10 protein-coding genes are annotated in these 12,873 nt (G+C 68.8%); 6 read left to right on the top strand and 4 right to left on the bottom strand.

Annotation, left to right across the window (positions count from 1 at the left end):
- Window positions 1-4 precede the first annotated feature (4 nt).
- Entirely contained in the window at window positions 5-1,162 is a 1,158-nt protein-coding gene (locus EIP85_RS06565; protein ID WP_127901363.1) for a phosphoserine transaminase, read from the bottom strand.
- Between the two features lie 162 nt (window positions 1,163-1,324).
- Between EIP85_RS06565 and serB the strand changes: the two genes are divergently transcribed.
- Window positions 1,325-2,206 carry a phosphoserine phosphatase SerB gene (gene serB / locus EIP85_RS06560; RefSeq protein ID WP_127901362.1) on the top strand — a complete coding sequence of 294 codons (882 nt, stop codon included), beginning with the start codon at window positions 1,325-1,327 and terminating at the stop codon, window positions 2,204-2,206.
- Window positions 2,207-2,229: 23 nt separating this feature from the next.
- On the opposite strand, the gene EIP85_RS06555 is transcribed toward serB, so the two are convergent.
- Window positions 2,230-5,097, bottom strand: coding sequence for an error-prone DNA polymerase (locus EIP85_RS06555; RefSeq protein ID WP_127901361.1), 2,868 nt, complete (start codon window positions 5,095-5,097; stop codon window positions 2,230-2,232).
- A 203-nt stretch (window positions 5,098-5,300) separates the two neighbouring features.
- Here EIP85_RS06555 and EIP85_RS06550 point away from each other — a divergent pair, with 203 nt between their 5' ends.
- Genes EIP85_RS06550 through EIP85_RS06540 form a run of 3 tightly spaced genes read left to right on the top strand, consistent with a single transcriptional unit; the run spans window position 5,301 to window position 8,946 of the window.
- Window positions 5,301-5,771: a DUF2271 domain-containing protein gene (locus EIP85_RS06550; RefSeq protein ID WP_127901360.1), complete on the top strand. Its 471-nt coding sequence runs from the start codon at window positions 5,301-5,303 to the stop codon at window positions 5,769-5,771.
- Window positions 5,772-5,780: 9 nt separating this feature from the next.
- On the top strand, window positions 5,781-7,994 hold the full coding sequence (locus EIP85_RS06545; RefSeq protein ID WP_127901359.1) for a PepSY domain-containing protein: 2,214 nt from the start codon (window positions 5,781-5,783) through the stop codon (window positions 7,992-7,994).
- Complete coding sequence (locus tag EIP85_RS06540; RefSeq protein ID WP_127901358.1) at window positions 7,975-8,946, top strand: FAD:protein FMN transferase; 972 nt, start codon at window positions 7,975-7,977, stop codon at window positions 8,944-8,946. Before EIP85_RS06545 ends, EIP85_RS06540 begins: the two co-directional genes overlap by 20 nt.
- Here the strand turns inward: EIP85_RS06540 and EIP85_RS06535 are convergent.
- On the bottom strand, window positions 8,943-10,178 hold the full coding sequence (locus tag EIP85_RS06535; RefSeq protein ID WP_127901465.1) for a PP2C family protein-serine/threonine phosphatase: 1,236 nt from the start codon (window positions 10,176-10,178) through the stop codon (window positions 8,943-8,945). The genes EIP85_RS06540 and EIP85_RS06535 overlap by 4 nt on opposite strands.
- A gap of 200 nt (window positions 10,179-10,378) precedes the next feature.
- Here EIP85_RS06535 and EIP85_RS06530 point away from each other — a divergent pair, with 200 nt between their 5' ends.
- Entirely contained in the window at window positions 10,379-10,693 is a 315-nt protein-coding gene (locus EIP85_RS06530) for an Hpt domain-containing protein (RefSeq protein WP_127901357.1), read from the top strand.
- 30 nt (window positions 10,694-10,723) lie between these two features.
- Here the strand turns inward: EIP85_RS06530 and EIP85_RS06525 are convergent, their stop codons facing one another.
- On the bottom strand, window positions 10,724-11,494 hold the full coding sequence (locus tag EIP85_RS06525) for a hypothetical protein (RefSeq protein ID WP_127901356.1): 771 nt from the start codon (window positions 11,492-11,494) through the stop codon (window positions 10,724-10,726).
- A gap of 152 nt (window positions 11,495-11,646) precedes the next feature.
- Here EIP85_RS06525 and EIP85_RS06520 point away from each other — a divergent pair, with 152 nt between their 5' ends.
- Window positions 11,647-12,870 (top strand): argininosuccinate synthase, encoded by a 1,224-nt coding sequence (locus EIP85_RS06520; RefSeq protein WP_127901355.1) that lies wholly within the window; start codon window positions 11,647-11,649, stop codon window positions 12,868-12,870.
- Window positions 12,871-12,873 lie beyond the last annotated feature (3 nt).

Genomic DNA, 12,873 nt, shown 5'->3' with positions numbered 1-12,873 from the left:
TGCCTCAGGCGGCTTCGGCGAGCGCCGCGATCTCGGCCTCGAAGGCCCATTCGATCCAGGGCATCAGCGCCGCGACATCGGCGGTTTCCACCGTCGAGCCGCACCAGATCCGAAGGCCCGGCGGCGCGTCGCGATAGGCGCCGACATCCAGCGCCACGCCCTCGCGCTCCAGCCGCTTGGCGACGGCCTTGGCGAAGGCGGCGCCATCGGTGATGCGCGGATCGGTGAACTTGAGACAGACCGAGGTGGTCGAGGCCGTCGCCGGATCCACCGCCAGGTTCTCGATCCAGGGCTTGGCGTCGACGAAGGCCTGCACCGCCGCCGCATTGGCCGTGGCCCGGTCGACCAGGCCCTTCAGCCCGCCGACGGACTTCGCCCAGTTCAGCGAAACCAGGTAATCCTCCACCGCCAGCATGGAAGGCGTGTTGATCGTCTCGCCGACGAAGACGCCCTCGATCAGCTTGCCGCCCTTGGTCAGGCGGAAGATCTTCGGCAGCGGCCAGGCCGGCGTGTAGGTTTCCAGCCGTTCCACGGCCCGCGGAGACAGGATCAGCATGCCGTGCGCCGCCTCGCCGCCGAGCACCTTCTGCCAGGAGAAGGTGACCACATCGAGCTTGTCCCAGGGCAGGTCCATCGCGAAGGCGGCCGAGGTCGCGTCGCAGATCGTCAGGCCCGCGCGGTCCGCCGGAATCGCATCTCCGTTCGGGACGCGCACGCCCGAGGTCGTGCCGTTCCAGGTGAAGACGACGTCGGTTTCGAAATCCACCGTGGCGAGGTCGACGATCTCGCCATAGTCGGCGGTCTTCACCTCGGCCTCGATCTTCAGCTGCTTGACCACGTCGGTCACCCAGCCGGCGCCGAAGCTTTCCCAGGCCAGCATGGTGGCCTTGCGCGCGCCAAGCATGGACCAGAGCGCCATTTCCACGGCGCCGGTGTCGGAGGCGGGCACGATGCCGATGCGGTAGTCGGCGGGAACGCCGAGGATTTCGCGCGTCGTCTCGATCGCCTCTTTCAGCTTGGTCTTGCCGACGGCGGCGCGGTGCGAACGGCCCAGCGCGGCCTCTGCCAGCATGTCGAGCGAATAGCCGGGGATTTTCGCGCAGGGCCCGGATGAGAAGCGCGGATTGGCCGGCCGAGCGGCCGGAGCGGGCGTGGTCGTCATGGTATCCTCACAGATATGCGCCCCTCGTTGGGGAGGGGTGTCCCGCCGCTGGGGATAGATCCGGCCGGGCACTGGCGCAAGCCGGAAAGTTGCGATATTGCGCCGCTTCAGGGGCCGAAACCGACGCAGCGCTCCACTATCGGAAACTCAGGGGAGGCTTCCATGTTCATCGCGACCCTGATGGCCAGCCCGGCCCGCGCCGATCTGTCCGCAGAGACGGTCGAGGCGCTGCGCGCCAACTGGGCGGGCGGCGAGGTGCTGTGGCTCGACCCCGGCGTGGCCGCTGAATTCGCCGTCGAGACGGAGCCCGCGGATCTCTGGGCCCGGTGGGAGGCGCTGCAGGCCCAGGGTCTGGACCTCGCCCTGCAGCCCGCGGAGGGGCGACGCAAGCGGTTGCTGATCGCCGACATGGATTCGACCATGATCGGCCAGGAATGCATCGACGAGCTGGCCGCCGAGGCGGGCGTCGGCGCCCATGTCGCCGCCATCACCGCCCGCGCGATGAACGGCGAGCTGGATTTCGAAGGCGCCCTGCGCGAGCGGGTGGCGCTTCTGAAGGGTCTCGACGCCGGGGTGATCCTGAAGGTGATCTCGGAACGCATCAGCTTCACCTCCGGCGGGCGCAAGCTGGTCGCCACGATGAAGGCCAATGCCGGCTACGCGGTGCTCGTCTCCGGCGGCTTCACCGCGTTTTCAGAGCCTGTCGCGGCCTATCTCGGCTTCGACGAGAATCGCGCCAACACGCTGCTGGTGGACGACGGCAAGCTGAGCGGCGCCGTGGCGGAGCCGATCCTCGGGCGCGCCGCGAAGGTGGAGGCGCTGGCCGAGATCACCGCCCGCCTCGGCATCCCGGAGGAGGAGGCGCTGGCCGTCGGTGACGGTGCCAACGACCTCGGCATGCTGCAGCAGGCCGGCGCGGGCGTGGCGCTTCACGCCAAGCCGCGTGTCGCCGCCGAATGCCGGCTGCGGGTGAACCACGGCGACCTGACCGCGCTGCTTTACCTGCAGGGCTATCACCGCGACGAATTCATCAGCGTGCCCTGAGGCAGGGCGCCCCCGCCCGCCGCTCACGCCGTCTCGCGCTCCGGCGTGGTCAGAAGGCCGCGCAGCAGCGCCAGCGGATGGCGGCGCAGGGTCAGCGCCAGCGCGGCGTAATCCTCCACGATCTCCTCGCCCGCGGTCATCTCCGCCAGTGTCACCTCCGGCTCCACGATCGCCTCGCCGTCGAGATCGGCGGCGAAAAGCGGCAGGGGGTTCGCATCCGGCAGCGCGCGGGCCTGCCAGAGCGCCATGCGCCGGTTCAGGCCCAGCGCCGCGAAGGCATCCGCCTCGGCCAGGGCCGCGATCGTGCCGGAAGCAAGCCCCGCCCGGCGCCAGAGATCCTCGACCACGCGATAGCCGTTGCCGCGGGCGGCGATCAGGCGGCGGGCCTCGCCCTCGCGCAGCGCCCGCACCTGGCGCAGGCCGAGGCGCAGCGCCAGCCCGGCCGCGGTGCGCTCCATCCGGTTGTCCCAGTCGCTGAGGTTCACGCAGACCGGCCGCACCTCCACCCCATGCGCCCGGGCGTCGCGCACGATCTGCGCCGGGGCGTAGAAGCCCATCGGCTGCGAATTCAGCAGTGCGCAGGCGAAGATGCCGGGATGGTGCCGTTTCAGCCAGGCTGAGGCATAGACCAGAAGCGCAAAGCTCGCCGCGTGGCTTTCCGGGAAACCGTAGCTGCCGAAGCCCTCGATCTGGCTGAAGCAGCGGGCGGAGAATTCGTCGTCATAGCCATTGGCCCGCATCCCGGCCATGAAGCGGTCGCGGAACTCGGTGACATTGCCGTGGCGCTTGAAGGTGGCCAGCGCCCGGCGCAGGCGGTCGGCCTCCTCCGGCGAGAAGCCCGCGCCGATGATGGCGATCTGCATCGCCTGTTCCTGAAACAGCGGCACACCGAGGGTCTTTCCCAGCACCTTGCCCAGCGCATCGGAGGGAAAGCTTACCCGCTCCTCACCGTTCCGGCGGCGGATGAAGGGATGCACCATGTCGCCCTGGATCGGCCCCGGGCGGATGATCGCGACCTGGATGACGAGGTCGTAGAAGCTGCGCGGCCGCATCCGGGGCAGGAAGTTCATCTGTGCCCGGCTCTCCACCTGGAAGACGCCGAGCGAATCGGCCTCGCAAAGCATGTCGTAGACCGCCGGATCCTCCGCCGGCAGGGTGGCGAGGCTGTAGCGCGTCTCGTGATGCGTCTCGATCAGCCCGAAGGCCTTGCGGATGCAGGTCAGCATTCCCAGCGCCAGTACGTCGACCTTCAGGATGCCCAGCGCGTCGATATCGTCCTTGTCCCAGCAGATGACGGTGCGGTCCTCCATCGTCGCGTTCTCGATCGGCACCAGCTCGTCCAGCCGCCCCTCGGTCATGATGAAGCCGCCGACATGCTGCGAGAGATGCCGGGGGAAGCCCTGAATCTCCTCGACCAGCTCCATCGTCAGCTTCAGCCGCGGCTCCTCGGGGTCGAGCCCAAGCTCCCGCATCCGCGCCTCCGGCAGGGCGCCGCTGCCCCAGCCCCAGATCTGGCTCGACATCGCCGCGACGATATCCTCGGACAGGCCCATTGCGCGGCCGACCTCGCGCACCGCGCGCTTGCCGCGATAATGGATCACCGTGGCGCAGAGCCCGGCGCGGTGGCGGCCATAGCGTTCGTAGATGTGCTGGATCACCTCCTCGCGCCGCTCGTGTTCGAAGTCGACGTCGATATCCGGCGGTTCGTCGCGCGCCTCGCTGACGAAGCGCTCGAAGACCATGGTGCCGACCTCGGGCGAGACCTCGGTGATGCCCAGCGCGAAGCAGCAGACGGAATTCGCCGCCGAGCCGCGGCCCTGGCACAGGATATCGCGCGAGCGGGCGAAGGTGACGACGTCGTGGACGGTCAGGAAGTAGGGCTCGTATTTCAGCTTGCCGATCAGCGCGAGCTCGTGGTCGAGCATCTTCTGCACCCGCACCGGGATGCCCGAAGGGTAGCGGCGCTCCAGCCCGGCCTGCGCCAGCCGGGCGAGCCGCGCGCGCGGGGCTTCGCCCTCCATCACCTCGGAGGGGTATTCGTAGCGCAGCTCGTCGAGCGAGAAGGTGAGTCGCGCCGCGATCTCTCCGGTCCAGTGCACGGCGGCCTCGTGCCCGGCGAAGAGGCGCAGCATCTCTGCCTCCGAGCGCAGGCGGCGTTCGGCATTGGCCAGCGCCGCCCGCCCCAGCGCGTCGACCCGGGTGGAAGTGCGGATCGCGGTGAGCACATCGGTCAGCCGCCGGCGCGCGCCGTGATGCATCAGTGGCCGGGCGGAGGCGACGGCGGGCAGCCCGAGCCGCGCGGCCAGGGCGGCAAGGCGGTCGAAGCGGGCGGCATCCTGCCCGTCATATTCCGGCGCCATCAGGAGAGAGACCTGCCCGGGGAAGCGGCGCGCCAGCGCCCGCGCCTGTGACAGCCACGCGTCCGCGCCGCCCGTCAGCGCCGGGCCCCCGGGCGCGCGCGTCCGGGCCGGAGGGGCGGGCGGATGAAGCAGCAGCTCCACCCCCTCGCCCCAGTCCAGAAGATCCTGGAATTCGAGCCTGCACAGACCCTTTTCCGCCGCCCTCCGGCCCTTGGTGATGAGCCGGCAGAGCCGCCCCCAACCCGCCCGGTCGCGCGGCAGGGCGGTGGCCGCGAACCCGTCCACCAGCACGATCCGCGCCGCCGGGATCAGCCGCGGCACGGCGGGGACGGCCCCCGGCTCCGCCGCCGCCAGCCGCGCGATTTCCCGCGCCTCGCCATGGGCACGGACAATGCCGGCGACGGAGTTCTCGTCCGCCACGGCGAGGCCCGTCAGCCCCAGCGCTGCAGCGCGGCGGATCATCTCCTCCGGATGCGACCCACCGGTGAGGAAGGTGAAGTTGGAGGTGGCGGAAAGTTCGACAAAGGCCATGCGACTCAGGGTGGCAGCGGGGATGGGTGGGCAGGATATTCCTGTTTTGTTCTTGTTTGGAGTCCCCTTTTCGACCGCGGATTCTCACGCAGACGCGAAGCTGCAGTGCAGCGAAATGCTGCCATCCGTAAGCGGGCTGTCAGCATCCAGCCGGCAAAGTGCCCTCAGAAGAGCAGACAGAAACGTCGGCAGGAGTCAGAAGAATGAAGAATACCGTCCTCGCCGCGGTGATCGCCGCGGCGCTTACGTTGCCTTATCGGGCGGAGGCACGGGCCCTTACCATCGTCACCAAGTTGAACCGTTTCGGCGGCTGGAGCGGCGCCTATGTCGTGCTCTACCTCCTCGGGCCCGGCAACAAATACGAAAAGACCATCTGGATGGCCGGCCGGCACCACTGGATCTATCACGAGCTTTCCGCCTGGGACCGCGCCAACCACGGCAACTGGCGCGGGGTGGACGGGGTCACCGGCGCCTCTGTCGGTTCCGGGCAGACGCTGACCGTCCACACCCATATCTCCGACGCGTTGATCAACGCCGGCTATTCCATCGCGGTCGATTCCAAGGCCTATGGCCGGCCCGCACGCGAGGATGTGCGCATCCCCCTCACCACCAAGAATTCCGGCCGCCTTGTTCATACGCATGGCTACGTCCGCGAATTCTACTACCGGATGTGAGGCGGTCCAATGCTTCGCTCTCTCCACCAGCTGCCCGGCCTCCTCGCCGCGGTCCTGATCGCCGCAATCGCCATCTCCGGGGCGATGCTTTCCGTGGTTCCGGCTTATGACAGCCTCACAGCACCCGCCGCACCTGCGGCGCAGATGAGCGTGGCGACGCTTGCCGCGAACGTCGCGCAGGCCGTGCCCGGGGTGAGCCAGCTGACCCGCAATCCCTCCGGCTCCATCATCGCCGACTATTCCAACAACAGCGGAATGGGCAGCGACCGGATCGACCCGAATACCGGAAAGGTCCTCGGGCCCTACAACCCCTCGCCGGTCTACCGCTGGCTCTACGCCTTCCACCGCTCTCTGCTGATGGGCACGGCGGGGCGGCTCGCCTCCGCCCTGACGGCGCTGGCGCTCATCACGCTTTGCATCAGCGGCGCGGTGCTGCTGGCGCGGCGGATGGGCGGCTGGCAGCGGATCCTCGGCCGTGCCCGGGGCAGCGTGTTCCAGCGCCTTCACATCACGCTCGCCCGCTTCGCGCTGGTCGGGCTGCTCTTCTCGGCCATGACCGGGATCTACATCTCGCTGACGAATTTCGACCTGATCCCCAACGGCCTCGCCCAGACGGCGCCCTTCCCGAACAACGTGCCCGCGGGCCATCCGATGCCGATTACCGCGATGCCGGCCCTGCGCGGGATAAAGGTCAGCCAGCTCCGCACCCTGACCTACCCGACCGATCCGAGCGATGTCTTCACCGTCAGCACCGGCACCGGCCAGGGTTATGTCGACCAGGCCCAAGGCCAGATGCTGAACTGGACGCCGGATGATGCCGCCCGCCGGATCTACGAGGCGATCTACATGCTCCACACGGGCGAGGGCTTCTGGTCGCTCGGCCTTCTCCTCGGCCTCGCGGCCCTCTGCGCGCCGTTCCTCTCGATCACCGGGGCGCTGGTCTGGTGGCGCCGCCGCCGGTCGCGGCCGCGGTTCCGGCACAACCACACGTCCCATTCCGCCGATACGATCATCCTCGTCGGCTCCGAAGGCAACGCCACATGGGGATTCGCCCGCACGCTTCACGACGCGCTGACGGAGCAGGGCTACCGCTGTCACACCGGCTCGATGAACACGCTGGCACGCCGCTATCCCCATGCGGAGCGGATGTTCATCATGACCTCGACACATGGCAACGGCGACGCCCCCTCCTCTGCCCGCAGCTTTCTGTCGCGGCTGGAGCGGATGCGCCATTCGCCCGGAGTGCCCGTCGCGCTGCTCGGCTTCGGAGACCGCCAGTTTCCCCAGTTCGCCAAGTTCGGCCATGACGTGGCCGAGGCACTGGACGCGCGGCGCTGGCACGCCATGCTGCCCTACGAGGCGATCGACCGGCAGTCGCCGCAGGAATTCGCCCGTTGGGGCCGCGCGGTGGGCGAAGCCCTCGGTCATGGGCTGGAGCTGAACCACCAGCCCGTGCGCCCGGCAAGCACGGCGCTGCAGCTGGTCGAGCGGATCGACTACGGCCATGAGGTCCAGGCCCCGACGGCGATCCTTCGTTTCGCCGTGCCCGAGGTTCCGGCAACTCTGTTGCAGCGCCTTTCCGGCCGTGCCGGTCTGCCCCGCGCCAGCGCCGGCGATCTTCTCGGCATCCTGCCGCCGGACAGCGTGGTGCCGCGGTTCTACTCGCTGGCCTCCTCCAGCCGCGACGGCTTCCTGGAGATCTGCGTGAGGAAACACCCCGGCGGGGAATGCTCCGGCTTCCTGCACTCGCTGATGCCGGGGGAGATGGTCGAGGCTTTCGTGAAGCCCAACCCCGATTTCCGCCCCGCGCGTGGCCGCCGCCCGGTGATCATGATCGGCGCGGGAACCGGCATCGGGCCGCTCGCCGGCTTCATCCGCAACAATGCCCGGGGCCGCGCGATTCATCTCTATTTCGGCGGAAGAGATCCGCGGTCGGACTTCCTCTACGCGCCGGAACTGGACCGCTGGCTGGGCGAACGGCGGCTGACGTCCCTCACCACCGCCTTCTCCCGCATCCAGGACCGCGCCTACGTTCAGGACCGGATCATGGAGGACGCCCATCACCTGAGCCGGATGATCCAGAAGGGCGCGCAGATCATGGTCTGCGGCGGGGCGGAGATGGCCGCGGGCGTGATGGAGGCGCTGGATGCGGCCCTCGCGCCGATGGGCCTCTCGGCCGTGGCGCTGAAGGCGGAGGGGCGGTATGTCGAAGATGTCTACTGAGGTCCGCCACACCCTGAACGGCGCGACCATGGGCACCCGCTGGTCCGCCATCTTCCTTGGGCCGGCGGGGATGGACCTGCGCCCCGTCGAAGCGGCTCTGCAGGCGGCGGTCGACCGGGTCGATGCGCAGATGTCGCCCTGGAAGCCCGATTCGGATGTAACGCGTCTGAACCGCGCCGCAGTCGGCATCTGGCAGACGATCCCGGAGGAGCTGACCCGCGTTCTGCGGGCGGCACTGCGGATCGGGGCGCAGTCGAACGGGCTTTTCGACATCGGCGTGGGCGATCTCGTCTCCGCCTGGGGGTTCGGCCCGCGGGGATCGGTGCCCGATGCCGGCCTCATTACCGCGCAGATCGGCCGCCGCCGCCGGGCCGCGCACGAGTTCGTGGAGCTTGACGCCGCCAACCGCCGCGTTCGCCGCCAGGCCCCCGAGGCGCTCGACCTCTGCGCCATCGCGAAGGGTTTCGCGGTGGACGAGATGATGCAGGTGATGGTGGCGCAGGGCTTTTCCGACGTGCTCGTGTCGATCGACGGAGAGCTTTCGGCCCGCGGGCGCCGCCCCGACGGTACCCCCTGGGCCGTCGCGGTCGAGCGGCCGGATCACGAGCGGCGCGAGCCCCTCGGCGTCCTTCCCCTGGCCGATCGGGCGGTGGCCACCTCTGGCGATTACCGCCATTGGGTGACGGTCGGCCGCGCCAAGCTTTCGCATGTGATGGACCCTCGGCTCGGCGGGCCGGCGCGCAACCGCGTCGCATCCGTCAGCGTGCTCCATTCCTCCTGCATGGAGGCGGACGCCTGGGCCACCGTGCTGATGGTCTCGGGCGAGGATACCGGCCCCGCTCTGGCGCGCGAGCGCGGGCTCGAGGCACTGTTCCTTCTGCGCGACGGGATCGAGATCCGCCCCTACGGCGTGGGTCCGGCCTTCGAGCGCGCGCCGGCCCTGGCGATCTAGCCGGGCCCCATCTCGAACAGCACTGCGGAGACATCGTCGGTGAAGTCCCCGCCCCCGGTGAAGCCGATCAGATCCGTCACCAGCGCGTCCAGCGCCGCCATGCCCCGGGTCCCGGCATGGGCATGCAGGGTAGAGGCCACGCCGGCCTCGCCATACTGCCCACCGGCCGCGCCCTCGGCTTCGGTGATGCCGTCCGACATCAGCAAAAGCCTTTCGCCCGGCGCCAGGCGAAGCTCGACCCGGTCATAGCGCGCGCCCGGCAGCAGCCCGACCGGAAGCCCTCCCTGCCCGACGAACTCCACCCGCCCGTCGGCGCGCTGCACCGCCGGATGCGGATGGCCCGCCTGCACCAGGGCCACACGGCCTGTTTCAGGCTCTACTTCAGCATAAAGCAGGGTCAGATACTGGTCCGTCCGGATCTCCGACAGGACCAGCCGGTTCAGGGCCGCGGCGACCTCCTCCGGCGGCCGGGCCGCGCCGCCTGCGCCTGCCAGGGCGATGTTCTGCTCCGGCGCGCCGCCGGAAAGCACCCCCGCCAGCCGCGCCGTCATGATCGCCGAGGCCACGCCGTGGCCCGAGACATCGATCGCGAAAAGCGCCACCCGCCCGCCGGGCACAGGGAAGAACCCCACGAGATCGCCGCCCACATGCCCGCTCTGCCGCAGCAGAAGCGAGACGGAGCCCGGCCCGAACGCCCGATGCCGGCAGCGCACCAGGGACTGCTGCAGCTTCCGCGCCTCGGCCAGATCCCGGTCCAGCGCGGCGTGCAGCGTCTGCATCTCTGCCAGGGTCGCGCCGATCAGGCGGTTCTTCTCGCTCAGCGCCCGCTCCATCCGCAGGATCCGCTCGCCCGCCGCGATGCGGGCGTAAAGCTCCTGCGGCTCCACCGGCTTGGCGAGGAAGTCGTCCGCCCCGGCGTCGATCCCCCGTGCCACCTCTCCCTTCTCGCTTTTGGAGGTCAGCAGGATGAAATAGCCATAGCCCTCGCGCGGGAGGGCCCGGAAGGCGGCGCAAAACTCGATCCCCGACATTCCCGGCATCATCCAGTCCGACAGCACGATGTCGAACCGCTCCCGCCGGCACAGCTCCAGCGCCTCCTCGCCCGATCCCGCCTCCGTCACCCGGTAGCCGTGCCGCCGCAACGAGGCGCCGAGAGCCTTCCGCTGCGCCGGGCTGTCGTCCACGAGCAGAAGCGGCCGCGGATCGCCGGCCGGGCCGCAGTCCGCGCCCATCGTGATCTCGCCCGGCAGATGCACCCTGCCCTCGCCACTGAACCCCGGCGGCACCCTGCCCGGGCGAGTTTAAGGACGGGTGAACGATAAAATGCCCCGCACTTCCCCGCCCCGCCCAACCTCGCGTTAAGCCCGGTCCACCACACTGCCCCGGCCGGCCCGCCAGGGGGTCGCCGCGATGGGGATGACGGGGGTGGCAGATGATTGATTGGGACCGCGTCGACTGCCTCCGCCAAGAGATCGGCGAGGAGGACTTTGAGGAGGTCCTCCGCCTCTTCATGCAGGAGGCGGAGGACGTCACGCGCCGCCTCGCCTACCCTGGGCCGCCGTCGGCGCGGGAGGCGGATCTCCACTTCCTGCGCGGCAGTGCGCTGAACCTCGGCTTCTCGGACCTCACGGCCCTCTGCCTCGACCAGGAGCAACGCGCCGGTCATGGTGAAGAGATCGACACGGGCCCCGTGATCCGTCTCTATCTCGCCTCCCGGGAGCGGTTCCTTATAGGCATCAGCATGTGATCAGGCGAGGTTGCCTGAGGCCGCTACGCCTCAGACCAGCGTGCGCTTCTGCACGTAGTAACCATAAACCGTGGTCAACACGCTCAACATGAGAAGCATCACCGCCCAGCCTGACACGACCTGCCAGACGATGGCGAAAACCATCAGCCCGGCGCGGTAGAAAATCGCCTGCGGCAGCACCAGGACGATGGCCGTTCCGACCACCAGCGCGGCCAGGGTGAACAGGGTCACGCTTGCGCCCTCCGTTGCCTCCCAGGCGGTCTTCAGGCTCGCATCCGCGCCCAGCGCCGCCGCCGGCAGCATCACGCTGAGCCGGTAGAAGATGGTGAACAGAACCACCAGAAGCGCGATCCCGCCCGGCACAAGCACCAGAAGGGCCAGGGCCCGGCTCACCGCCCCCAGCATCCCGGAGAACAGCATCAGCATCACGGCGCCGGAAAACTCCACCGCCACCAGCGACAGGCCAAGCAATAGCGAGCGGCCGATATAGGCTACCATGCGCTCTGCATGAACCGGCGGCAGGATCCCCCCGGGCAGTTCCGCCATCAGCACGAAGCGGTGCCAGGCCACGGCCATCCAGGAACTGCAAAAGATCGTGACGGCCAGAAGCGCGGCCAGGATCGCGATTGGCAGCGGCGACTGGGCGAGGTCCTTCACGGTCCCCGCCGGCTGCGTGAAATGCTCCGCGACGGAGATCGCCACGTCCTGCAACAGCATCGGTGCCAGCGTGATCCGCAGCGCGGGGCCGAGGTTGCGGCTGACCTGCCGGATCGAATGGGTGTAAATCCGGATCGCCTGCATCGGCCCCCCTTTGCTGTGGCGCAGTGAAACCGCAGGGGGCCGGAGGTGTCAACGGCGCGGCCTGACCCGACGCCCGCACCGGCCGACCGCCGCTTGCCCTCACCCTCAATTCGCGATAATCGCGCGCTGTTTGCCCCAAGGGAGGTCTGCCCATGTCCGCGCCGAAGAAAGTGGTTCTCGCCTATTCCGGCGGGCTCGACACCTCCATCATCCTGAAATGGCTACAGACCGAATACGGCTGCGAGGTTGTTACCTTCACCGCCGACCTCGGCCAGGGGGAAGAACTGGAACCCGCCCGGGCCAAGGCCGAACTCCTCGGGATCAAGCCGGAAAACATCTATATCGAGGACGTGCGCGAGGAATTCGTCCGCGACTTCGTCTTCCCGATGTTCCGCGCCAACGCGCTTTACGAAGGGCTTTACCTGCTTGGCACCTCCATCGCGCGGCCACTGATCTCCAAGCGGCTGGTAGAGATCGCGGCGGCCACCGGTGCCGATGCCGTGGCCCATGGCGCCACCGGCAAGGGCAACGACCAGGTCCGGTTCGAGCTTTCTGCCTATGCGCTGAACCCGGCGATCAAGGTCATCGCGCCCTGGCGCGAATGGGACCTGACCAGCCGCACCAAGCTTCTGGAATTCGCCGAGGCGCACCAGATCCCGATCGCGAAGAACAAGCGCGGCGAGGCGCCCTTCTCGGTCGACGCCAACCTGCTTCACACCTCCTCGGAGGGCCGCGTGCTGGAAAACCCGGCCGACGAGGCGCCGGATTACGTGCTTCAGCGCATCACCCGCCCGGAAGACGCGCCCGACGCGCCCGAGATGGTCGAGATCACCTTCGAAAAGGGTGACGCGGTCGCGATCAACGGCAAGGCAATGAGCCCCGCGACGATCCTGACCAAGCTCAACGAGCTCGGCGGCAAGCACGGCGTCGGCATCCTCGACCTCGTGGAGAACCGCTTCGTCGGCATGAAGTCCCGCGGCCTCTACGAAACCCCCGGCGGCACCATCCTGCTGGAGGCCCACCGCGGCATCGAGCAGATCACGCTCGATGCGGGCTCGGGCCACCTGAAGGACTCGATCATGCCGCGCTACGCGGAGCTGATCTACAACGGCTTCTGGTTCTCGCCCGAGCGCGAGATGCTGCAGGCCCTGATCGACAAGAGCCAGGAGCATGTCTCCGGCACAGTCCGCGTGAAGCTCTACAAAGGCTCCGCCCGCACCGTGGCGCGCTGGTCGGATCACTCGCTTTATTCCGAGAAGCACGTCACATTCGAGGAAGACGCCGGCGCTTACGACCAGAAGGACGCGCAGGGCTTCATCAAGCTCAATGCGCTGCGCCTGAAGCTGATCGCCACGCGGAACGCGCGGTTCGAGTAAGAC

Origin of the sequence: Solirhodobacter olei (genome assembly GCF_004010155.1) — a bacterium.
Taxonomy (GTDB): domain Bacteria; phylum Pseudomonadota; class Alphaproteobacteria; order Rhodobacterales; family Rhodobacteraceae; genus Solirhodobacter; species Solirhodobacter olei.
Note: the sequence above shows the minus strand (reverse complement) of the source record. Positions and strands in the feature narration are given on the sequence as shown.